Origin of the sequence: Methanosarcina thermophila TM-1 (genome assembly GCF_000969885.1) — an archaeon.
Lineage (GTDB): Archaea > Halobacteriota > Methanosarcinia > Methanosarcinales > Methanosarcinaceae > Methanosarcina > Methanosarcina thermophila.
Map to the genome: position 1 here is coordinate 1,309,114 of NZ_CP009501.1, position 21,713 is coordinate 1,330,826.

The following is a 21,713-nucleotide window of genomic DNA, read 5'->3' on the forward strand; positions in this document are numbered from 1 at the left end:
TTACACCAAGATAACTTATAAGTAAAACCATATTAAGAAAATGGATACGGGTTTTTCCCTATTCCTGAAAATTATTTTTAAATCAGATATGCATTTCCAGGGGGCATATTAAGTGGATATACAAGAATGGGAACAGCGCCACACCGACGCTTTTTACAATGTAAAAAGATCCCTTCCTTATCTGGATGGTATGTTTGTGGCTTACAACAGTAATATCGATGTTATTAAACACCTTACAGATAAAGATCTGCGCAAGCTTACGGAACTCTTTGACGAAGCTGAGATTCAGAAAAGAGTTGAAACTTATCCGAGGGAAATAAAAGAGCCTCTGGATTTCATGGCTCGCCTGATTATTTCTATGCGAGAGGGAAAAGCCGCAGAGATCCCAACCCATACCTCGAGTACTCATGAGTGGTTGAAAGCTAACCTGGGTTTTGACTATGCGCGTATGGGAGGCCAGGCAGGAATTATTTCAAACCTTCTTGCCCGCCTTGGACTTAAGAAAGTGGTTGCATACATTCCCTGGCTTTCCGAAGAACAGACAGAGTATTTTGTAGCTTCTGACAATCTTCTGCACCCGAAGGTAGAAAACGGGAATGTCGTGCTCAAGCCCCCGAGGGAGGCATTCAAACCAGGGATAGAATCAAAAGTCAACTGGATCTTTGAATACTCAAAAGGTCTGGAAGTAACCTGTAATGGAAACTTCACAGTGCCAAGAGATAATCGCCTGATAATCTCCTCCCGTCCGAAATGGATTCGTCTGGATATGGACAGGGAAGTTTATGAGCACCTTGACACAATTTTCCCGATTGACGGTGCAATGCTTTCAGGTTACCAGATGATAAAAGAAGAGTATGAAGATGGATCTACGTATAAGGATTATGTCTTACATGCTGTTAAAGTTATTGACAAACTTAAGGCTTTAAATCCCCAACTGCGCATCCATGTAGAACTTACATCCATCCAGAATCGGGTTATAAGAAAGGCTATTCTTGCTGAAATCGTTGCCAACCATGTCCATTCCCTGGGTCTTGATACTGTGGAAGTGGCAAATGCCCTCAACGTCCTGGGACATGAAGAACTTTCTTATTCTGTCATAAGAAAAGAAGAATACGGGATAACCTCGCTTTATCACGGTGCTGTTCAGCTTTTAAAGGATCTATCGCTTGAGAGAGTCCATGTGCATTCTCTTGGGTATTATATCTGTGTCCTTGCAAAAGGTCACCCACTTACACTTAAAGAACATAGAGATGCCCTGCTCTTTTCCTCAACCCTTGCTGCCGCCAAGGCTCTCACAGGAGATATTGAAAGTTTTGAGTCGGCAGCCGCAGGGCTAGAAGTTCCGGTTTCAGACAAAGGCATTGAAGATCTGGAGAATTTCAAGGTTTATTGTGTAGGGAAGAAACTCTGTACTCCTGACGAGTTTGAATATGGATATATTTACGGGGCAGATCATAATGCAGTTATCATTCCTACCAAAGTGGTCGAGCAACCGCAATCGACAGTGGGAATAGGTGACACTATCTCGGCAGGAGCTTTTGCAGCTATGCTTGCAGAAATGAAGCAAAAGCAGGCAGGAAAATAAATACTCCTTACTTAATCCGAAGCCTCCCCATTCTGTAAGGAACTGGTAAGATGAATATACTCTGCGGATATAATGTCAACATAGACTCAGTATACAGGATCACTGGGGCTGAGATTTCGGAACTGCTGAGTGCCTTCGAAGCTGCTGAAATCCTTGAGAAAATCGAAAACCCCCCTGGAAAAATAATTTCTGAATCGGATTTTGTAGCAGGGCTTGCCTATTGTATGAAAGAGGGATGTGGAGCTGAATGGCTTGTATATGAGGATTCTGTTTTCGAGTTTCTTAAAAACCGTTATTTTGAAAAATCCCTGATAAGAATGGGCGGAAACGCAGGAATAATGGCAAATGCCCTTTCCCAGCTGGGCGCTTCCAGAGTAATTCCAAATGTTGCAGTACCTTCAGAAACACAGCTTTCTCTTTTCTCAAAAAAAGCAATCTACCTGCCGGAGGCTTTCACACAGCAAGAGAAAAACGCAGGGATTTTGCCTGAGAAAAGCGAGGAAGATCTTTCCAGCAATCAGGAACCGATACATTTCGTGTTTGATTTTTCTGAAGGGGAGACTTTTTCCCTTTATGGGACAGAAGTTAGGGTTCCGAGGGAAAACCGCTTCATAGCGACCTGTGATCATCTTAATTTCAGGCTTTATACCAATCCTGCGTTTAAGCAGTATGCCCTTCAACATGCCTGTGAGCTTGATGGCATACTCATATCGGGTTTTCATCTCCTGATTGAGAACTATCCCGATGGCACCACTTATAAAACAATTCTCGATAATTCTTTTTCCGAGCTCACAAGCTGGAAATCCAGAAACGACAAACTCCAGATTCACCTGGAACTCGGGCATTTCGCGAGTAGAGAAATTGGAAATTCAGTTTTTCTTAAGTTCTCAGGGCTTTCTGACAGCTTTGGAATGAACGAAGACGAGCTTTCAATGTTTTATAACCTGCATGGAGTGCCTGGAGAAAAACTCCTTCATATGGAAGCTAAAGCCGTAGCTGATGCGGCATGCAGGCTGGCTTCGAGGAACGAGCTTAAGAAGCTCTTTATTCACACAAGGGAATTTGTACTGAGTGTATTTAAGCCAGAATTTAATCCTAATTCTGAACAGGATTTGCAGAGGGTATCCGGAGAAAAACTTGAAGCCCTGGAATTTGGAGTTAAATGCGCAGGCGTGTATGCCGCTTCAGGCAAGCTTGATGGGCGGGAATTCGTGGAAGAGGAAGCATTGAAACTTCAGGAAAGTGAGTTTGGACGAAAACAGATCGAAGTTTTCCTTAAAGCCTTCAATGGAAAAGCTCTCCGGCAGGGCGCTTATGCTTTCAGGGGAGGTTATGTTATCTGCATGCTTCCCACAATGCTTTCCCAATCTCCCGTAACTATGGTCGGGCTTGGGGACACGTTAACCGCAGCGGTCTTCCTGAGGGGGCTTGAACTGGATGTACAGGCTTAAACCCTATCTTTTTAACCTTAATTATACCCTCGACTGCGGACAGGTCTTCCGCTGGGAACGGGAAGGGAACTGGTGGACAGGAGTTGTCGGAGATCACGTTATCCGACTTTCTCAGGAAAACGGACAATTGATTATCGATTCAACCCTGACGCCTGAATTTTTTTCACATTATTTTCGCTTTGATGACGACCTGCCCTCGATCTATGAAAGTATAAACCGTGACCTGCTCATCGATCGGGCAATCCGCAAATACCAGGGTCTGCGCCTGATCCGGCAGGATCCCTGGGAATGCCTTATCTCCTATATGCTCGCAACCGCCTCAAGCATCCCCACAATCCAGAGACGGATCTACCTTCTCAGCCGAACTTTCGGGCAGGAAATCGAACCCGGATATTTCACCTTCCCAGACCCTGAAACCCTTGCAAATGCCGATCCAGCCGCGCTTGAACGATGTAAACTGGGCTTCAGAGCCCCGAGCATAAAAGCCGCAGCCGAAGAAGTGGCTTCTGGAGAACTGGACCTCAATGTTCTTTTCCGCCTGGAGTATAAATATGCGCGAGAACGTCTCATGAGGCTTCGCGGCATTGGGGAAAAGGTTGCCGACTGTGTTCTCCTGTTTGCCTTCGGGAAATTGGAAGCCTTCCCGGTAGATACCCATATCAAGCAGATCATCCAGCATTATCACATAGATGACAATTACTTTGAAACCTGCACAAGCATGAGCTGTATGGGAGACTGGGGAAGGAAGTATTTCGGGCAATATTGCGGGTATGCGCAGGAGTATTTGTATTATCAGAAAAGGGTTGAAGGACTTGTGAGTCTTTATTGAACTCTATTCGCCAGTTCCTTTTAAAACGACTTTTGAGTTTGAATCTAAATCATATATCTCTTGATGAAAAGGAAGCTAAAAAGTGTATTAGGGGACGATTTATGTTTAATGGTAAATTTACATCCATCCCCTCAAAAAGACTCTGAAATCAGTATCCTTTAACCTGCAAATCCCTGCATCCTCTATAATTTCAAACCCTTCACTCACGCTCTTGCACACACTCTTCCCAAGCGAGCACGTCATAAGCCGCTCCTCTAGAAGCCCTTTTGCAGTCGGATATTTGCGCTGGATTTCAAAGACGTATTTTCCATTTTCGATATAGCCTCCGAAAACGCCGTCTGCCCCCTTGTATTTTTCCTTGAATTTCTCGGCGTGGGTTTTGACCCAGACGGGGGGACCGATGTGCTTTTTTATGTTGGGGAGGGTGCCGGAGATGAGTTCAAGCAGGACTGCGGTTTCGGATTTGCCTGACCAGACGCCGGTTTTCATAACAGTAAAATCATATTCTTTCAGAAGGGCAGCGACAGCTTGCTCCATTTTATAGAGCTGAGGGTAGAGAACGTCTTCTACCACATCAGGGGTTTTGAAGACGACTGCAAGCTGGGTGCTCTTTCGGGCTTCAAGTTTTTCAAGGATTTCGCTGTCCTTCAGGGGGAGGGGGGAGGCAGGGAAGAAGAATCTGAGTTCCGGGCTTTTTAAAAATTCCCGGCAGTGGTCTATGAACATGCAGAATTTGTCAAGGGAAAGGGCTGCTGCCACATTCCGCCTGGGGTCGGTTGGGTCGACCACTACGAGAGGTTCGTCGTGTTCGATTTCTGAATGCTGCATAATATCGATTTTCTGACCGGGTTTCCAGGAGCAAGCTGCATGAACTGTGTTCTCGAAGGAACCGTAGTGAATTATCAGGAGTTCGGTAAGGTAGCCTGAAAAGCCCTGGGTTTTCAGTTCTGAACCGTAAACTCCACCCCCACGCATAAATTGTTTCAGGAGCAGGACTTCGTCTTCGAGTCCTTTTACGCGGGGTTTGACAAAATCGTTATGAAAAGGTGTCCTGTCAACTGCGGATTTGATTTGGGAAGCCGAGGCAACCCTGAAACAAGGGACAAGATCCACGTCAAAGCCTTTGTATATAATATTCAGGTAGGGATGCTCAGCATGGCGATCCTCGGCATGTTCGGCATGTTTTGCAACTTCCCTTGCAATTGCCATACCCATGGTTTCCAGTTTTTCTCTGGGTGTCTCTTCAGGAAAGCTTATGAAAACATCAATATCATGAGTACCTGAAAGCCAGGTGCCTCTGGCAGCTGAGCCCACCATTCTCACAAGCACATCCGGGATGCCAAGCTTTTCAGCTGCTGTTTTTACCTTTGAGGCAAGCTCTTCCTGAATCGTCAGAAGTTTTTCTCTCTCAAGTTCAGTGGGTCTTATTTTCTCAAGGACTTCAAGCTTTAATTTTTCGGGAATGTCTGTATTTTCCATGCCAGAAACGGCTCCATATTCCATATTATACTCAGTTTTACCATGTAGAATAAATCTGAGTTTATCTGATTTTCTGTTTATAAGTGTCAGAAATCGCCTCTTCAAACTTATAACTTGTGGATCACCCTAGTTTCACTTCAGGAAGAGGGTTCTAGTCCCGCTTTGGGATCACAGAAAATCGAAGATTTTCTGGGAGTTGCATTGCAAGTGCAACAATACAGTCCATTTCGTTCACCTCGTTTATTCAAAAACCTTTTGAGAAGATGTTTTATCGCAAACTTTTTGAAAAAAAAGTTTGATCACAAGCCTTTTCAAAAAAGGCTTGAGCGAAAACCCCAAGCAACGGTGGTCAAGCGGCTCAATGCTTGGTGATAAACACAAACTTTTTAAGAAAAAGTTTGATCAAAAACAGCATTTTCGGTCAAGCCCTTTAGTAAAAGGGTTACAGTGCAACGGTTTCGGTCAAGCCTTTTTGTAAAAGGGTTGCAGACCAATGGTTTTAGAGCAGTGCGAGTTTTTTCAAAGAGGCTGATCGAAAAGCCCTGGTAGCTTCTCTGGTTTTTCTTTGTTCTCATCCTGATAATTATTATTTCTTAATTTGTTACATTTTTTAAAAAAGTTGTTTATAAAGGATTCTAAGGCATCCATGTCATAAAATTCTCTTTTAATCTTCATTTTCTTTCTTTAATTCTCCAAAAAAATTATCTAATATCCAAAAATTTTTTATTTGATGCCTGAGATATTAGAAAATGTACATAGTTGAATACCTTAAGATAAAACTCAGATTGATGGGAGTATTCTTGTTGGGAACATAATCCGGACATTGAGGAAATTATTTTTTTCCCCTGTCTTTTTCGGAGACCTGAAAATTCTACTCCCACCTGACAACTATAGAGGAGGCCTTATTTGGGGATTAAAACCTACACGAAGATTTTATGTTTGTTTCTGTTACTCGGGCTGCTGTCTGTAAATGTAGCTGCCCAGGTTTCAGATTCGGCAGGCAACCGTATCTGGGATGAGAATGCAAACCAGAACCTTACCTATACCTGGACACCTCAGACATATTCGGGTTTTTACTATGACCTTGATACTGGAGAAGGTTCCGAGAATCTGACAGTTCAGCTCAGTGAGGGCAGTAGGACAATTGGAGAAGGGAACCTGCGGTATGAAACCGTGCCCATACAAACGGCTTTTGAATACACCGATTGGGGTTCTTATGAGGTTATAGGATTTATGGCAGAGCGCTACTTTGCAGGGTACAATGCAAACTCAAGCTTTGCAGATGGTGAGATCAGCGTTATCTCTGATGGACAACTTTCAAAGATTCTGATCGATTCCGATGATAGGAGATCGCTATACACAGGTTCTTCTCTCATTCTTGAGGAAGGATATTCCCTGAACATAGTTGAGGTTGATATAAACGGAGATACTGTATGGGTACAGCTTGAAAAGGACGGCAACATAATCGATAATGCTTTCCTGTCTTCCAATGACGATTATGTGTATACTACTGAACTAGGGGATGTAGAAGATGTGCCCATAATTGCAGTCCATTTCGACCAGATTTTCAGCGGCAGAGAAACCAATGCGGTTTTCGTGGAAGGGATTTTCCAGATCTCTGACCAGTATGTGCAAATCCGGAATGGAGATGAGTTCGGAAAAATGGAGGTAAGTTCCACCTCAAGCTCAGGCATAAGAATGAGAAACAGTGACTCTATCACACTTAGAAGGGGTGATACCATTGATATCATGGGTAAACTGAGCTTTGTTGTCGCTGATGCCGATGATCTTCGTTTTGCCCCAATTGTCGAAATCTCAGAGCCCGGAACCTATGAGTTAAGGGGAACAGTACACGATGACAGGTTTAACACTATGGCCTGGACGCCTTTTAACTTCGAAGGTTTCTACTATAATATCGACGAAAATGTCTCAACTGAAAGCCTTGTCATTGAAGAACTCGATGGCAGGACAATTGATGACGGAGCTCTCGTCTATTCTACAAGACCAGCACGCGTTGAGTTTGAATATGAAAACTGGGGGAGCTATGAAGTTATCGGCTTCATGGCAGAGAAGTATTTTGCAGGATATCCTGAAGACACTCTTGGTAACTCAAACAGCGTAAGTATACTTTCTGAAAATATCCTTTCAAAGGTTCTTATTGACGATGATGATAAAAGATCCCTGTTTACTGGTTCTTCTTTAGTCCTTGAAAACGGTTATTCCCTCGAAGCAGCTGAGGTTGACGTTAACGGGAAAAGAGTACTCTTCAACCTTTATAAGGACGGAGAACTGCTGGACTCGGGAATAATTCCCTCAAACGGGGATTATATCTATGAAGCCGATATCGGAGGCGCTGAAAATGTCCCTATCATTGCAGCCCATGTAAGCACAGTCTTCCGTTCCCGTGAGACCGATGCCGTGTTTGTGGAAGGGATATTCCAGATCTCGGACGATTATATCGAAATTTCCGAGGGTGACTCCTTCGGCGAAATGGAGATAAGCTCAATTTCCGATTCTGGCATTACAATGAGAAACGAGAACCCAATCTCCCTTTCAAGAGATAAGGTTGTTGATCTGATGGGCAATGTCAAATTCAGGGTCGCTGATGCTTCAGTCCTGCGCTTTTACCCCTTTGTTGAAGTCGAGATCGAGGAAGGAGATCAACTGAATATCGAAATGCCAGATGTCCTTGAGGTCGGGAGACAAGCTAATATCACGGTAACTGCGAGAAACGTGTCTGTCGGTGATGTTGAAGTCTTTGTCGGAAATGAAAGAATAGGCACTACCGGCGATGATGGCAATCTGACTTTTACGCCGAGCAGAGAAGGCAGCTTCACTGTGACAGCAAATCGGGAAGGGTATGTTTCCGGGAGTAAGGATATTGATGTTGTCGCACAGGGAGTCCTGAAACTTCTGATTTCAGTCTCACCTGAAACTGTCCGGGAAGGAGATCAGATCAGCATAATGGTTACGGACTCCGTAGAAAACCAGCCTGTTGCAGGAGCGGATGTCTTCTTCGGCGGGCAAAGAATAGCTGAACAGACAAATTCAAACGGTACCGTATCTTACTGGGTTACTGCTCCGGGCACGTACATGATAAATGCTACGAAAGAAGGGTATGAAGAAGGAGAGATTGTTATCGAGGTAATAGAAAATGCACCACAGTTTACCTTCTCGAATCTCACAGTAGAGCCGGCTTCGGTTGAGGCAGGTAATCCGGTAAATATCAGGGTGGATGTCACAAATACCGGAAATGTGGCAGGAGAAACTCAGGTGGATTTACTGGTTAATAACGAACCGGTTGACTCCGAAAACATAACCCTTAGCCCGAATGAGAGTACAGCAGTAGAATTCTCACACACCGAGGATGAACCAGGAACATATACCATTGAGGTAGGAGGGCAGACTGAAAGTTATGAGGTGACCGAAGAGGCTCCTTTCTTGAGTGGGATAGCTACGCTTGGAATACTTGCCACAGCATTTGTTGTCCTCAGGAAAAGAAGGAAGTAATTAAGAACTGATGGGCACTTCTGGCTCTGTGTTAAAACTGCACAGACCGATGCAAAAATATGGAAATGAACTTCTCGGGATTAAAAATTAAGCAGCAGAAACTGGACATCAGATTCATGATTTCCAGCTTTCTGTTTTTTTTCTACGATTCTTATTATTTTCTATAATTTACTGTTATTCTTCTATCACTTTTTTGTCACCTTATTTTGTTAGTATTTTTATCATCTTTTATAATTTTTTATCATTTTTATAATTATTATACCATTTTTACAATTTTTACCATCTTTCACAATTTTTACCATCTTTTACAATTTTATATCATTTTTATTGTTTTTCTTTCCTTATCCAGACTGACTTCCTTTCACTCTTACCAGATCCCATTCCAGGAGTTCCCACGAAAATCTCATTCCCAAAGTTCCCACGAATTAATGTTTGAGACGACAGCTTAAAATAGTGAACTACGATTGTTGATTATAATGCTTGAAGCCTTGACTTCCTTTCTTGCCGATTACGGTTATCTCAATCTCTTTGTGCTGAGCTTTCTGGCTTCCACAATTTTGCCTTTAGGGTCGGAAGCGCTCATAATAGCTCTCATTTATCAGGGCTTCAATCCTTTCGCTGTCGTTATGGTAGCGACTTCAGGCAATTTCCTCGGATCCTGTACGACTTACTATCTCGGATTAAAAGGACGTCCAGTACTTGAGAAATACCTATCTCCTCCCCCTGAGAAGCTTGAGAAAAGTGAAAAATTTTTTAAAAAATATGGTCTTTATACCCTGCTTTTCACCTGGGTGCCGGGTATAGGAGATGTAATTACAATGGTTGCCGGGCTTATGAAGCTCCCTTTCCGGTACTTTTCTGTCATGGTTTTTCTTGGTAAATTTGGGCGTTATTTTGCAGTTGCATATCTAACAGCTTTTTTTAGCAACTGATTTGCGGTTTTCTAGATAAGTTCAGGTAATTTGTTTAATTTTATAAATTTAAATAATTCTTTTAAATTCATCTTCTCAAGTAAATTCCTTAAAATTCATTTATTCTATCGAATTTTTCATGAAACTTTATCTTTTTCCTAATTTTAGAGACAATCTTTCACATATTTCAAAAATTATTTCAAACAGGAAAAAACAGATATGTTTATGTAGTACGAGGTACAATACTAATTCGTTAAAGCAAATTTAGTTGATATCCATTGCTTTAATTTGTTCTTTCTTGCCCATCTTCCAGGGATTTAAAACGGAACCCGTATTTGATTATAACCTCCATTTTTTCTATTTTTTTCCATTTCTTTTTCTATTATTTTTCTGTTCTTTACTCAACCTAGCTTTTCATATCCAGGACTATCCTGTCTTTTGAACTAACAAATCTAATTTTTCACTTTTGTTCTCTCCCCAACCTCATATAATATCCTTAAATATTATTAAAAATTGGGCATAATTATCTACCTTGTTTATATCGAATAATGATTCAAGTTTACTTGTTCTACTCTACACTTTCCAAATTTCAAGAGTATTATTTACCTTTAGATTAATTTAGTAAGCTCTCATGCACTTGCTTCTGCCTCACCGTAACCTTTATCTATAAACGAACTCAATTTAACTTGCCTTAAGTCCAATAATGTTTACTTGATATCACACGGTGATCCTATGCATATAATGGAAGGTTTTTTAGACGCCCCGTGGTGGCAGTTATGGTTTATAGTATCCGTACCGGTGATACTGTACGGGATTTATAAAATGAACAGGCTTGTAAATGAAAAACGAGAGATATTGCCTCTTCTGGCTGTTGCAGGTGCGTTTATTTTCGTGTTATCCTCTCTTAAACTGCCGTCTGTGACCGGAAGCTGCTCTCACCCCACAGGAACCGGGATTGCAGCTATCATGTTCGGACCGGCGATTTCTGCAGTGCTTGGGACCATCGTGCTTCTTTACCAGGCTCTATTCCTTGCCCATGGCGGATTGACAACTCTTGGAGCAAATGTATTCTCTATGGGAATAGCAGGTCCTCTGGCAGCATATATTGTTTATAAGGCAGGAATGAAAGCCAAAATTAATTTTTATTTCGTAGTCTTCCTTGCTACAGCTATTGGAGATTGGGCAACTTATGGCGTAACTTCTGTACAGCTTGCGCTTGCCTATCCAGAAGGAAATGTCCTTACCTTAGGAGGATTTCTGACCCAACTTAAGATGTTTGGGGCTATCTTTGGACTTACTCAGGTGCCTCTGGCAATTATAGAAGGTGCAGTCAGTGCTCTGCTCTTCAAGTACGTGGTCAACGTAAAAAGTGATATCCTTGTGGAAATGAAAGTAATTGAAGCTGCAGTTGTTCGAAAACTTAGAGGGAGCTCAGCATGAGCAAAAAACTGGAAATTATTGTGCTTGCCATCATCCTGATTTTTGCTATTCAGTTTGTCTATATGTCTATGACAACAGATGCCGAATATACAGGAGCCGACGGGCAGGCTGAAGACGCAATAATGGAAGTCACTGGCGGAACCTATGAGCCTATAGCAGAACCCTTCTGGGAACCTCCTAGCAGTGAGATCGAAAGCCTGCTCTTTGGGCTTCAGGCTGCTATAGGTGCAGGCATCCTCGGATATTTCTTCGGATATTACAGAGCCAAAAAGAGATATGAAAGCGACCTTGCCTACGGAGAAAAAAGTAAGTCCGAAGGGGATAGCCAGTCCGTGTAATCTATTCATTTATTTTTCTCCATGTTTCCTTCCTCTCAGGTAGGAAGGTTTTTATCTTTTGTCTTTTATTTTTAACCTTTAATTTTCAGGTTTCATCTACCTATCTCCAGGTTTTAATATGACAAATATCCTTGATGACTATGCCCTTATTAGCCCTCTAAGGCACCGAAATAACTGGCTAAAACTGGCAATAGTGCTATTCGGTTTGCTTGCAGGAGTTTCTTCCAGGTCTCCTATCCCTCCCTTTTTCATAGCTTTGTGCATGAGCTTTGCAACAGTTACCTTTGGCAAAGCACCCCTCTCTCTGTATGTAAAACTTCTGCTGGCTCCTATGGGCTTTGCAGTTATCGGAGTTTTTATTATAGCCTTTTTTTCAGGTACAGGACCTGAACTTCTGTCTTTTGAACTCCTGGGTTATCCCCTCTCTGTAAGGGCAGATGGGTTTGAGCTTGCCCTGCTTGTACTTGCAAGATCAATAAGCGGGATGTGCTGCCTTTACTTTCTGGCACTGACAACTCCCATGATCGAGCTCTTTGCAGTGCTTAAAGCCTCCAGGCTCCCAGAGTCCTTTATAGAACTCTCCATGTTGATTTATCGTTATATATTTGTCTTCCTTGATATTGCACTCTCTATCAAGTACGCCCAAACCGTGAGACTGGGATACTCAAGTTTCAGGCGGTCTATTCGTTCCCTGGGCATGCTTGGGAGCACACTTTTCGTCCGTTCCTGGGAACAGGGGGATAAACTCTTCCTAGCCATGAACTCAAGATGTTATGATGGAAAAATGGCACTTTTCGAAGTGCACAGACCTGTAAGAGCACCTGAAATGCTCCTTACTTCAGCCTATTTTCTCCTGACTCTCGCACTTCTTTATCTAACAAAAAACGCATCTATTGTCTGAGGTAAAAACTTATGATAATTCTTGAGACCAGGAACCTTAAGTATACTTACCCTGATGGAACCGTGGCTATTCAGGATCTGAATATTGAAATTATGAAAGGAAAGAAAATTGCCTTTGTAGGGCAGAACGGCTCCGGTAAGTCCACCCTTTTCCTGCTCCTTAATGGTACCCTTAAGCCGAGCCAGGGTGAAATCCTGTTCCGCGGTGTTCCTTTCAAGTATGATTCAAAATCTCTCCGGGAAATTCGGAAATCCATAGGGATAGTCTTTCAGAATTCCGATGACCAGATTTTTGCTCCCACGGTATTTCAGGATGTAGCTTTTGGACCTTCAAACCTCGGTTATTCGAAAGAAAAGATCAATACCTGCGTTCAGCTTGCCCTTGAGCAGGTGGGTCTTTCCCGGTTTAAAGACAAACCCCCTCATCATCTAAGCGGAGGACAGAAGAAAAGGGTCGCAATTGCCGGTGTAATGGCAATGGAACCCGAAGTGATTATCCTCGATGAACCTCTCTCAAATCTTGACCCAGTCAGCGCAGATGAAATCATGGACTTAATTAACGAGTTTAACCACTTTGGGAGCACTATTATTATTTCAACGCATGATGTGGATCTTGCATACCGCTGGGCTGATTATGTATTCCTCATGTCAAATAGCAGAATAATAGGACAGGGTACTCCGGTAGAGGTTTTTAAAGATTCCGAGCTGCTCAAGAAAGCTGGGCTAAAGCAGCCAACAACCCTTGAGATCTATCATGAGATAGAAAGAAGAGGACTTGCATACGGCAGGCACTCCCCGAAAACCATACCCGAGCTTGTCAATACCTTAAAACCCCTTGAACTAATGTGGGTCGAGGTTCCTCCTGGTGTAAAAGAAGGGGATAACCTGAACCTTGGGGTGATGTATGGGGAATATGCAACCCAGTCGCCTTACGAAGCCATTAATGCTACTGTGCTGCATATTCATTCAGATGGAAGAGCTGTTGTTGAGTTAAAGCGCAAAGGGATTAAAGCGGGCGGAATTCTGCTTTACGATACTGAAAACTATTCCCTGCCTGAAATAAAGCAGATTCTCAAGAAAGGAGAGATTACCTTCGTAGGAGCTATGGGCAAGAAAAGTAAAATCCTTGCTGAGCAGGACGGAATCCAGCTGGATGTTACCTCAGGCGTTATAGACAAATCTATCCTTATGGCGCTTTGTGGAAAACGCTGTCTTATTCTTACAGCCGGCGGGATGGTTGACCATGCCCTTAAAAGAATAAAAGAATACGTGGAAAAAAGTGGGATAGAATTTACGGTTGGAGTTGTTAACAGGGAAGAAGACTGTCAGTGGCTTAAAGAGAGCAGGAGCAGCCCTGAGACTCTAAAGATATAATTTCCTTTCTTTTCTTCTTCTCTTCAGATCTCACTATACTTAGCCCTTCTATATACATTGAAATTAATAATCTGGAAAGTAATTAATATTCTGGAAATTTATCTCATTTTACGCCAGGTTGCAATGTTGAGGAATAGTTTCATAATATCTTAGCTACAACACTGTTTACTATAACAAATGATAAGACCATCCGAAAACCTGGAGTTTTTCCACTCCGGGAAAAGGGATCTGTCATTTGTGAATGCTCTGTCTTTGTGGGGAGGTATGAGAAAGATGCATGAAATGCATAATAAGGATAGTCTGTATATTCCGTTTAAAGTGCTAACAATAATAGGTGCAATTAACTGGGGATTTGTAGGTCTCCTGAACTTCGATCTGGTAGCGGCTATATTTGGAAAGAAGTCCTTTATCACGCGGCTAATCTACACCCTTGTGGGCCTGGCTGGAGTCTTCCTGATAATGAAACACAGGGAAAAGTTAGCTATGAGAATTCGCGAGAAGGAAATAAAGGGCGAGAAACGTTACAGTGGTAAGCAGTACAGCTGGAGTGGAATCCAATAAAATTAGGAAATTGGATTCTCATGGGATTTGCTTAGAGCCTGTTTTTGAATAGCTTGACAACAGCTAGACAATAACTAGACAATAGCTAGACGATAGCCTGAATATATGTGCTTGTTATGGCAAGTACATATTAACCTTTTTTAATTTTATTAATCTTTTATTTTTAGTAAGCTATTTATAAAAAGCTTCAGCAAAAAACAAGATATAAGTTTTTACCTGATTATGAATAGCTAATTTATGGGCAGCCAATGTATGTTTAAAACGAAATTATAAAATTAAAATCATATCTCATTGTAAAGTTGCTTCAACATAAGTGCGTCCTGCTCAAGAATAGGGCTCTCAATTATTACCCGCCCTCTGGTTTTGAATTCTTTCAAAGTTTTCATAAGTATGGGGTAATTAAAGTCTGATTCTTTAAGGTTCAGATGCTTCTTTTCCCCATTCTTGCCGTATTCCACGCCTGAGATATGCATGTGCATATTTGAAAGCCCTTCTTTTCCGAGGCATTCCTCGACTCGGGAGAGAATTTTCGTAAACTCCTGGTAGGAGTTCTCCTTTCCTTCCCTTGCGTGCAAATGGCAAAAATCAATGCAGGGCATAACTCCTTCGATTTCTGCACTTAGCTCAAGCACTTCTTCGAGTGTTCCAAATTGGGTACGCTTGCCCATAGTTTCAGGGCGCAGGACTGCAGGAATTCCTTCATCCTGAAGCTGCCTGGTAAGTATTCTCAGGGCTTTTGAGACGCTCTCAAAGGTTTGTTTTTTGCTGCTTTTCTGATAGAAACCTGCGTGCAACACAATGGATTCTGCCCCGCATAGGCTGCCTATCCTTGCAGCCTGGTAGATCCTCTCAAGGCTTGCTTTTAATTTTTCTTCTTCGTAAGAGTTCAGGTTGATATAGTAAGGGGCATGGACACTCAAGGCTACTTCTTCTTTTATTGCCGCTTCCAGAACATTTTTTGCCCCATTTTCGCTCATGCGCACGCCCTGAACGAATTCAAGCTCCATACAGTCAAGATCAAGTTCTCTTATCCGTTTAATTCCCAAGACGCTGCTTGTTCCTTTTGTGCTTCTTGGAATCCCTCCGGTACCGAAAAGTAGCTGTTTTGAGGACATTTTCAGCTATCCTTTTAGAAGACTCCTACGAAGTCCTTTAGCTTCTTTGCCCTTTCAGGAGACAGCTTTTCTGCAACTACTGCAGCCAGCTCTTCAAAGTCTTCGCCCAGGGACTGGACGTCTTCCTTTCCCTCCAGCGCAAGCCCTACAAGGTAATCAAGTTCATCGGGACTCAACCTCTCCAGCCTTTCTCTGAAATCTTCAGGCGACTCGGCAAACTTATGTGAGACCGGACGCAAGATAAAAGGATACTTGTGTCCTGCTTCCCTGGAAGTCAATGTGCCCCCGGCTTCAGGGGCAAGTTTGTTAAAAATCTCAATATCTTTTCGTGTAAATTCTCTGAGCATACTATCACTTTAGTTTCTGTCCTGATTTATATCTGTTTGGATATAAATAATGCCGAGTGGGTTTATTCAGTGCTTTATGTCTTTTTTCAGCCTGCCGTGCCTGTCAATCTCCCCTTCTGCAATCCGTGTTGAGGAGATCGGGATTCCATCCTCAGCCAGTACATATTCAACGTATACAATTTCCAGAGGCTTCTTTCCTTTTTCCTCCCTGATGCGATTGATTTTAAGAGCGACCGGATAGGTTTCAGGAGAGACAATTATATAGTCGAAATCTTCCTCCAGTGTAGGACCATAAGGATCATTTAGCTTTGTAATCTCATACCTGTCGTCCGGAAACCCCATTTCTTTTATAAATTGAAGCAACTGGTTTCTTCTTTTTTTATAACTATCGATGCTGTGGCTTTTACTCACCATCTCGTCCGATGTAAGTCCTATGTAGACTTTTCCATCTCCCGCAATCTCAAATGCTTTTTCAATCAGTTTGGCATGGCCGTCATGAAAATACTGAAACGTACCGCCTACTGCGACCTTTGGCATGATGGGTGATAATCTACCAAGTAAAAAGAAGTTTTGGTTTTTCCCCAGATTTCAGGGAATCTCACGTTTTTTCTCTTCTATTTTTTCCACGCTCTTTTCACTTTCTTTTAGCTTTCTTCTCTGCTTTTTTTAAATGTAAGTGTCAGAAAAAAACTTCTCGGTTTTTGCCTGATTTGCCATATCCCCTGGCTATACTTCCGTGTTTACAGCCACTTCAGAATACTTTCACCGAGCCTCCTCTAGTTATATATACTCGCAAAACTATTGTGGAGCAACTGTTATGCACCTTATACAAACATGTGCATCTTAGGAGAATTAGTAATGAGCGAAATAGCACTCGAAGAGTTGCCCGGAGTTGGCCCTGCAACCGCAGAAAAACTCAAAGAAGCCGGATTTAATACCATTGAAGCAGTGGCTGTAGCCTCTCCTTCTGAACTTGCAACAACAGCTGAAATCGGGGAATCGACGGCTGCAAAGATTATCAATGCTGCAAGACAAGCTGCTGATATTGGAGGCTTTGAGACTGGAGACGTCGTGCTTGAAAGGCGGAAACTTGTAGGCAAGCTGACGACCGGTTGTACGGAATTTGATGAGATTATGGGTGGGGGCATAGAAACCCAGGCAATTACCGAACTGTACGGAGAATTCGGTTCAGGAAAGACTCAACTTGCCCACCAGCTTGCAGTCAATGTCCAGATGGACAGGGAACACGGAGGGCTTAATGGTTCGGTTATTATTATAGACACTGAGAACACTTTCAGACCTGAAAGAATTGCTCAGATGGTAAAAGGGCTTTCCGAGAAATATGGCATGGATCTTGATCCACAAGAGTTCCTCCAGAATATCCATGTCGCCAGAGCATATAACTCCAATCACCAGATGCTCCTTGTTGAATCTGCAACAGACCTGGCAAATGAGCTCAAGGAAATGGGCAAACCCGTTCGCCTGCTGATCGTTGACTCACTTCTGGCTCACTTCAGGGCTGAATACGTAGGAAGGGGAACCCTTGCCGACAGGCAGCAGAAGCTCAACAAGCACATGCACAGCCTGCTCCGTTTCGGAGACCTGTTCAATGCCTGTGTGGTCGTAACAAACCAGGTTATGGCAAAACCCGATGCCTTCTTTGGCGACCCCACAAGACCTGTCGGAGGGCACGTTGTAGGGCACACAGCAACCTTCAGGCTCTACCTGCGAAAATCCAAGGGTGATAAAAGGATCGTCCGTCTTGTAGACTCACCTAATCTGCCCGAAGGAGAAGCTGTTATCGCAGTTACAACTGCCGGGCTTACAGACGGTTAAAAAGCCGCAGGCAAGTGAACTTGAGAAACTGCAAATTGTTAAATCAAGAGACAAACAACGTTGTGATAAATTTACCAGAAGTAACAGATATAAACGGTAAATAAATTCAAAGCTGGGTAGGGAAATGTTTTATCTACCCATCTCCAATCTTTTTTTAATGAAATTCAAAGCCATTGTTGCCGATATTGACGGGACAATCACCTGCGAGAAAAGGGAACTTCATCTGGAGGCTGTCAAAAAGATCCGCACTCTTAAACTTCCTTTCGTGCTTGCCACAGGGAATATTCTCTGTTACGCAAGGACGGCATCAAGGCTTATAGGCCTTGAGGGTGCTGTGATCGCGGAAAACGGTGGAGCTGTAGCTGTTCGCTTCGATTTGCAGGGTACATATGAGGAAAGCATGGAAGAATGCGAGAAAGCCTATTCATTTCTTTCCCAATATTTTAACCTCACCAAACTCGACCCTCACTACCGAAAAACCGAAATTGCCCTCAGGCGAGACTTTGACCTTGAAAAAGCCCGATCTCTTCTTAAAACCCTGAATCTGGACGTCGAAATGGTTGATACTAAATATGCTATACATATCAAAAGCAAGAAAGTCAACAAAGGTGTCGGTCTTAAGAAACTTGCAAACATGATGGGGCTAAAAGCCAGAGATTTTGTAGCCATAGGGGACTCTGCAAACGACGTAGAGATGTTTGAGGTTTCAGGTTTCGGAATCGCTGTCGGGAACGGGGACGAAATAATAAAGGAAGCCGCAGATTATGTAACAGAAGCCACCTATGGCGATGGAGCCATAGAAGCCATCGAATTTCTTGAGGAGAAAGGCTGGATTTAAAAACCTCAAATTAAAAACAGAGCAACAGCGGCTTCCCTAACGCTCCCCAATTAATTTTTAATCTTGAAATAAATCTCTCAGCCCGAGTTCCCATTGCATCCATAATTCTTCCATGTTATTACTTTTCTTTAATATTTCAACAACAGTAGGATTAGGGTCTGCAAATATTATGTGGCTATCTTCTTCCCCAAACTCTTTGCGGGCTGGTTTTGCAATCTTTTCTTCGAGTATGGAAAACTGAGCGTCTATGCCTGGCTTGTTACCTCTTGCATCCAATCTTATCCATTTATCCAGATCTTTCAAATATACAGCGTTTAAGCCGTGCAGGAACTTCCTGTTAACATCGCGACTTGAGGAAAGTTTCTGATAGCAGAATCCGACTGGAACCCCGAAAAATCTCAGCATGGCTGCAAGCAAGTGAGCTTTAGCACAGCATATCCCGTGACCCGCCTCCAGAACCTCTGATGCTGTACAGTTAACTTCCTGTGCCCCTATATCGCCGGAGTGATGAATCTCATCCCGAACGAATTCATAAACCTTTTTAATCAGGCTGATCTCGTCGCCTGTGCCTTTCTGCAGTTCAAGGCACTTCTCAACAATCAGCCTGTGGTCATAGTTTATGACTTCACTCTTTTTGAGGTAGTCCTGAAGGTTATCGCTTTCAGTGTACATCTTATTCATCTGCCAGCAAACCCTACAAAGCTTATTAAATTTAAGTTTAATACGGATTTCTTTTTATTGACTCACTTTATTGACTCACATATATAAATATGGATAAACGGTAATTTGAAAGATTTATTGAATTCAAAAGACATACTTTAAAAGATTTGTTAAATTCAAAAAATTTACTTTAAAAGACTTATTATATTGAAAAGATTTGCTGAAGTGAGGATTTTTTATTAGTTTTATCTTAAAAATTTACTAATCTATAACTTATTTTGTTACTAAACTTAAAAATTATGTTAATATTTAATACATTTTAATACAATAATGCTAAGTCTTATATAGTATTATCATAATATTCATACTGACAAAAGAAGTACAGCTTCTTTCAAGAGGCTTTAATCAGCATTAATTTCCTGCAAAGCAGGAAGGTTCTGTTAAGCGTTAAGGAGGAGAGAACGCTAGAAACAACATTTTGCTGGCAGAGCCTTGTAATTCAGCAAAAGGAGTATGTAAATGCCTCAAATGCTTTCAGGGAATTTAATAGAAATTAAACAAGAGTAAAGGGGAAATACTATGGGAAAAGAGACTAAAAGCGAATTTATTGTAGAACTTCCTATGGGAGCTCAGAAGATATTACAGAGTATGGATTTTCCTGTAAAAAGGAACGAGATTATTGCCCAGGCAAAGAAGAGTGGAGCACTCCCGGACATTCTTCGGGAACTCGGCCTGCTACCGGACAAGCAATATAATAGCGCTGAGGAAGTCGCCGAAGAGCTTCATATGATTTATATGGGGGTTCCTTCCTGAAAACGTAATTTACTCTTTTTCATTCAGCCCAATACCCCCGCAGCAAGCTGCCGGGGTGAAAATCTTCTTTTCTCTTCCTTATGCCACCCTACAAGATAAACTATTCAGTTATCCTTAATACTCCACAGGAAATTGATTGTCTATAATTCAATCAATTTCCTTAATTTTTCATTAATAGACCTTTTACCTGGATTCGGTTGGTAAGAATCAAGCTATCTGTTTTGACTTCCACGCATACCAGATAATCAATGCCGAAGCCGCGACTGCTGAAAACGTCATTAGTGCCCCGCCCCAATATGCAGATTGTACTGCATCAACTACGCCAACTAACCAGATGACAGCAAATATTGCGCCCACGATAATGTTTAGGCGGCGGTTTATCGAATCTTTCAAGGTCAGGGATAGGAAAGCCATCAACATCGGAATTAGCATTAAGATTGCAAATAACAGTATCAACTCAGGCACTATTTTCTGACCTTCTGCTTCTCCCGCCATTAGATTTGCTATTATACCCGGCTCCATAAGCAACAGTATCTGATGAGCCAGAAAGGCAATTGACGCAAAGAGCCAGAGCACAGAAACCTTTATTTTCCAATCTTCCAGAACTTCTGCCCCCCAGGGTGTATATAAACCATACCATTAATTGGATAGCTGGGAATGTTAAATCTAATAATTAGATTACTATCCTAATTGTGTGACTATCTTATTTTAAGACAAGCTCTTAGAGTTGGAGAATGTCGGGTATTTCCAATTGATGAAACAGAAGAGGAAATTACTGCCACTGACACAAATTATGTATTCGTCAAATTGCTGATCTGATTCCATTTATTCTTCATAAATTCAGGAAAATCTCCGTGTCCAGAAAAATCCGAAAAAATAAAAATTAAGTCTCAAAGCTTCTTCACAGCTTAGTAGCTATTATTGAGACAAGATTAAAGTAATTCCCACCTTCGGCTTCCATCATTCCAATATCCCTGCGGGCGTAGTCATTGTCACATGAAAGCCAATCCTGCCAGGCTTCCTCAAAACAATTTAGCTCCTTGCACTCCTGAATGCTTACTGAATCGGATTTTTTCCATAAATTGTACCACCAGTCGAGTGAGTGGAGAGTTAAATCCATATCTTCACACCAGTATGGCTGTAATTCTTCCGGAACCCCGTCTGTAAATTCCTTTTTCAGCCCGGGGACTGCAACTGCAATTTGCCCTCCTTTCTTTACAAGCGGGGCAAGATGCTCTGTCAGGTAATTTTCCTCAATCCCGAAATAGTGATAGGCATCCACACATACGGCAAGGTCAAAAAATTCATTGGCAAACGGCAGGTCGTGCGCCTCGGCATGTATTGGGATTATTTTATCTTCCAGCCCCATTGACCTTATTCTCTCATAATTATCCGTTGCACTGATCCAGAGGTCGGTTGCAAAAACAGTAACGTCATATTCTTTTGCCAGGAAGATTGAGGTCAGTGCCCGCCCGCAGCCAAGATCAAGTACTCGCATGCCTTTCTCAAACTTTAAAGACTCTGCCATTTCTTCAAGCATTTTCATCGAGTTTGGACCCATCATATTTTCTTTAACAAAATCAGTATCATACTTGCTGCTTTTCTTAAAAGTCAACCGACCACCTTTCATCAGTTTGTTTATTTTCCTATTGCTCTATACTGTCTGACTTTATAAACTAATCGAATTATCCTCAGAAGCAATTCGAGAAGAAAATATAAATTAAAA

At 42.2% G+C, this 21,713-nt stretch carries 21 protein-coding genes; 13 read left to right on the top strand and 8 right to left on the bottom strand.

Translation table 11 applies throughout. From position 1 onward, the window contains the following. Positions 1-112 precede the first annotated feature (112 nt). From pfkC to MSTHT_RS05580, 3 genes are read left to right on the top strand one after another with little or no spacing between them, the layout of a single operon-like run. Positions 113-1,585: an ADP-specific phosphofructokinase gene (pfkC, locus tag MSTHT_RS05570; protein WP_048166922.1), complete on the top strand. Its 1,473-nt coding sequence runs from the start codon at positions 113-115 to the stop codon at positions 1,583-1,585. A 50-nt stretch (positions 1,586-1,635) separates the two neighbouring features. Then, positions 1,636-3,036 carry an ADP-dependent glucokinase/phosphofructokinase gene (locus MSTHT_RS05575; protein WP_048166923.1) on the top strand — a complete coding sequence of 467 codons (1,401 nt, stop codon included), beginning with the start codon at positions 1,636-1,638 and terminating at the stop codon, positions 3,034-3,036. Continuing rightward, complete coding sequence (locus MSTHT_RS05580; RefSeq protein WP_048166924.1) at positions 3,023-3,865, top strand: DNA-3-methyladenine glycosylase family protein; 843 nt, start codon at positions 3,023-3,025, stop codon at positions 3,863-3,865. The genes MSTHT_RS05575 and MSTHT_RS05580 overlap by 14 nt, the downstream gene beginning before the upstream one ends. 117 nt (positions 3,866-3,982) lie before the next feature. Here the strand turns inward: MSTHT_RS05580 and cca are convergent, their stop codons facing one another. Next, complete coding sequence (gene cca, locus MSTHT_RS05585; RefSeq protein ID WP_374756214.1) at positions 3,983-5,368, bottom strand: CCA tRNA nucleotidyltransferase; 1,386 nt, start codon at positions 5,366-5,368, stop codon at positions 3,983-3,985. 495 nt (positions 5,369-5,863) lie between these two features. Next, positions 5,864-6,019: a hypothetical protein gene (locus MSTHT_RS14455; RefSeq protein WP_156149723.1), complete on the bottom strand. Its 156-nt coding sequence runs from the start codon at positions 6,017-6,019 to the stop codon at positions 5,864-5,866. Between the two features lie 231 nt (positions 6,020-6,250). Here MSTHT_RS14455 and MSTHT_RS05595 point away from each other — a divergent pair, with 231 nt between their 5' ends. From MSTHT_RS05595 to MSTHT_RS05625, 7 genes are all read left to right on the top strand, one after another. Next, on the top strand, positions 6,251-8,854 hold the full coding sequence (locus tag MSTHT_RS05595) for an S-layer protein domain-containing protein (protein WP_048166926.1): 2,604 nt from the start codon (positions 6,251-6,253) through the stop codon (positions 8,852-8,854). A gap of 476 nt (positions 8,855-9,330) precedes the next feature. Then, a complete protein-coding gene (locus MSTHT_RS05600; protein WP_048166927.1) occupies positions 9,331-9,786 on the top strand; it encodes a YqaA family protein in 456 nt (151 codons plus the stop codon). Positions 9,787-10,497: 711 nt separating this feature from the next. After that, positions 10,498-11,205: an energy-coupling factor ABC transporter permease gene (locus MSTHT_RS05605; RefSeq protein ID WP_048166928.1), complete on the top strand. Its 708-nt coding sequence runs from the start codon at positions 10,498-10,500 to the stop codon at positions 11,203-11,205. Continuing rightward, positions 11,202-11,543: an energy-coupling factor ABC transporter substrate-binding protein gene (locus MSTHT_RS05610; protein ID WP_048166929.1), complete on the top strand. Its 342-nt coding sequence runs from the start codon at positions 11,202-11,204 to the stop codon at positions 11,541-11,543. Before MSTHT_RS05605 ends, MSTHT_RS05610 begins: the two co-directional genes overlap by 4 nt. A gap of 118 nt (positions 11,544-11,661) precedes the next feature. Then, on the top strand, positions 11,662-12,444 hold the full coding sequence (gene cbiQ, locus MSTHT_RS05615; protein WP_048166930.1) for a cobalt ECF transporter T component CbiQ: 783 nt from the start codon (positions 11,662-11,664) through the stop codon (positions 12,442-12,444). Between the two features lie 11 nt (positions 12,445-12,455). After that, complete coding sequence (locus MSTHT_RS05620) at positions 12,456-13,817, top strand: energy-coupling factor ABC transporter ATP-binding protein (RefSeq protein ID WP_048166931.1); 1,362 nt, start codon at positions 12,456-12,458, stop codon at positions 13,815-13,817. A 264-nt stretch (positions 13,818-14,081) separates the two neighbouring features. Then, positions 14,082-14,378, top strand: coding sequence for a DUF378 domain-containing protein (locus tag MSTHT_RS05625; protein WP_082086871.1), 297 nt, complete (start codon positions 14,082-14,084; stop codon positions 14,376-14,378). Positions 14,379-14,659: 281 nt separating this feature from the next. On the opposite strand, the gene MSTHT_RS05630 is transcribed toward MSTHT_RS05625, so the two are convergent. The 3 genes from MSTHT_RS05630 to MSTHT_RS05640 form a co-directional block, all read right to left on the bottom strand. Further along, entirely contained in the window at positions 14,660-15,493 is an 834-nt protein-coding gene (locus tag MSTHT_RS05630) for a TIM barrel protein (protein ID WP_048166932.1), read from the bottom strand. A gap of 14 nt (positions 15,494-15,507) precedes the next feature. Continuing rightward, positions 15,508-15,840, bottom strand: coding sequence for a hypothetical protein (locus MSTHT_RS05635; protein ID WP_048166933.1), 333 nt, complete (start codon positions 15,838-15,840; stop codon positions 15,508-15,510). 66 nt (positions 15,841-15,906) lie between these two features. Next, on the bottom strand, positions 15,907-16,377 hold the full coding sequence (locus tag MSTHT_RS05640) for a phosphopantetheine adenylyltransferase (RefSeq protein ID WP_048166934.1): 471 nt from the start codon (positions 16,375-16,377) through the stop codon (positions 15,907-15,909). Positions 16,378-16,698: 321 nt separating this feature from the next. Between MSTHT_RS05640 and radA the strand changes: the two genes are divergently transcribed. Both radA and MSTHT_RS05650 read left to right on the top strand, forming a co-directional pair. Then, positions 16,699-17,676 carry a DNA repair and recombination protein RadA gene (gene radA / locus MSTHT_RS05645; RefSeq protein WP_048166935.1) on the top strand — a complete coding sequence of 326 codons (978 nt, stop codon included), beginning with the start codon at positions 16,699-16,701 and terminating at the stop codon, positions 17,674-17,676. Positions 17,677-17,833: 157 nt separating this feature from the next. After that, positions 17,834-18,514 carry a phosphoglycolate phosphatase gene (locus MSTHT_RS05650; protein WP_048166936.1) on the top strand — a complete coding sequence of 227 codons (681 nt, stop codon included), beginning with the start codon at positions 17,834-17,836 and terminating at the stop codon, positions 18,512-18,514. Between the two features lie 57 nt (positions 18,515-18,571). On the opposite strand, the gene MSTHT_RS05655 is transcribed toward MSTHT_RS05650, so the two are convergent. Further along, the gene (locus MSTHT_RS05655) at positions 18,572-19,195 is read right to left on the bottom strand and encodes a transglutaminase-like domain-containing protein (RefSeq protein WP_231588211.1); all 624 of its coding nucleotides are present in this window, start codon (positions 19,193-19,195) and stop codon (positions 18,572-18,574) included. Between the two features lie 558 nt (positions 19,196-19,753). On the opposite strand from MSTHT_RS05655, the gene MSTHT_RS05660 reads away from it, so the two are divergent. Further along, positions 19,754-19,987, top strand: coding sequence for a DUF2795 domain-containing protein (locus MSTHT_RS05660; RefSeq protein WP_048166938.1), 234 nt, complete (start codon positions 19,754-19,756; stop codon positions 19,985-19,987). A gap of 207 nt (positions 19,988-20,194) precedes the next feature. Here MSTHT_RS05660 and MSTHT_RS05665 read toward each other — a convergent pair whose 3' ends face one another. Both MSTHT_RS05665 and MSTHT_RS05670 read right to left on the bottom strand, forming a co-directional pair. Beyond that, entirely contained in the window at positions 20,195-20,590 is a 396-nt protein-coding gene (locus MSTHT_RS05665; RefSeq protein ID WP_281853417.1) for a DUF6326 family protein, read from the bottom strand. Between the two features lie 298 nt (positions 20,591-20,888). After that, positions 20,889-21,602, bottom strand: coding sequence for an SAM-dependent methyltransferase (locus MSTHT_RS05670; RefSeq protein ID WP_231588212.1), 714 nt, complete (start codon positions 21,600-21,602; stop codon positions 20,889-20,891). Between the last annotated feature and the right edge of the window lie 111 nt (positions 21,603-21,713).

Coding starts and splice junctions, on each gene's coding strand:
- MSTHT_RS05575 (WP_048166923.1), top strand. CDS start 1,636: ATGAATATACTCTGCGGATATAATGTCAACATAGACTCAGTATACAGG.
- MSTHT_RS05580 (WP_048166924.1), top strand. CDS start 3,023: ATGTACAGGCTTAAACCCTATCTTTTTAACCTTAATTATACCCTCGAC.
- cca (WP_374756214.1), bottom strand. CDS start 5,368: ATGGAATATGGAGCCGTTTCTGGCATGGAAAATACAGACATTCCCGAA.
- MSTHT_RS14455 (WP_156149723.1), bottom strand. CDS start 6,019: ATGAAGATTAAAAGAGAATTTTATGACATGGATGCCTTAGAATCCTTT.
- MSTHT_RS05600 (WP_048166927.1), top strand. CDS start 9,331: ATGCTTGAAGCCTTGACTTCCTTTCTTGCCGATTACGGTTATCTCAAT.
- MSTHT_RS05605 (WP_048166928.1), top strand. CDS start 10,498: ATGCATATAATGGAAGGTTTTTTAGACGCCCCGTGGTGGCAGTTATGG.
- MSTHT_RS05610 (WP_048166929.1), top strand. CDS start 11,202: ATGAGCAAAAAACTGGAAATTATTGTGCTTGCCATCATCCTGATTTTT.
- cbiQ (WP_048166930.1), top strand. CDS start 11,662: ATGACAAATATCCTTGATGACTATGCCCTTATTAGCCCTCTAAGGCAC.
- MSTHT_RS05620 (WP_048166931.1), top strand. CDS start 12,456: ATGATAATTCTTGAGACCAGGAACCTTAAGTATACTTACCCTGATGGA.
- MSTHT_RS05625 (WP_082086871.1), top strand. CDS start 14,082: ATGAGAAAGATGCATGAAATGCATAATAAGGATAGTCTGTATATTCCG.
- MSTHT_RS05630 (WP_048166932.1), bottom strand. CDS start 15,493: ATGTCCTCAAAACAGCTACTTTTCGGTACCGGAGGGATTCCAAGAAGC.
- MSTHT_RS05635 (WP_048166933.1), bottom strand. CDS start 15,840: ATGCTCAGAGAATTTACACGAAAAGATATTGAGATTTTTAACAAACTT.
- MSTHT_RS05640 (WP_048166934.1), bottom strand. CDS start 16,377: ATGCCAAAGGTCGCAGTAGGCGGTACGTTTCAGTATTTTCATGACGGC.
- radA (WP_048166935.1), top strand. CDS start 16,699: ATGAGCGAAATAGCACTCGAAGAGTTGCCCGGAGTTGGCCCTGCAACC.
- MSTHT_RS05650 (WP_048166936.1), top strand. CDS start 17,834: ATGAAATTCAAAGCCATTGTTGCCGATATTGACGGGACAATCACCTGC.
- MSTHT_RS05655 (WP_231588211.1), bottom strand. CDS start 19,195: ATGAATAAGATGTACACTGAAAGCGATAACCTTCAGGACTACCTCAAA.
- MSTHT_RS05660 (WP_048166938.1), top strand. CDS start 19,754: ATGGGAAAAGAGACTAAAAGCGAATTTATTGTAGAACTTCCTATGGGA.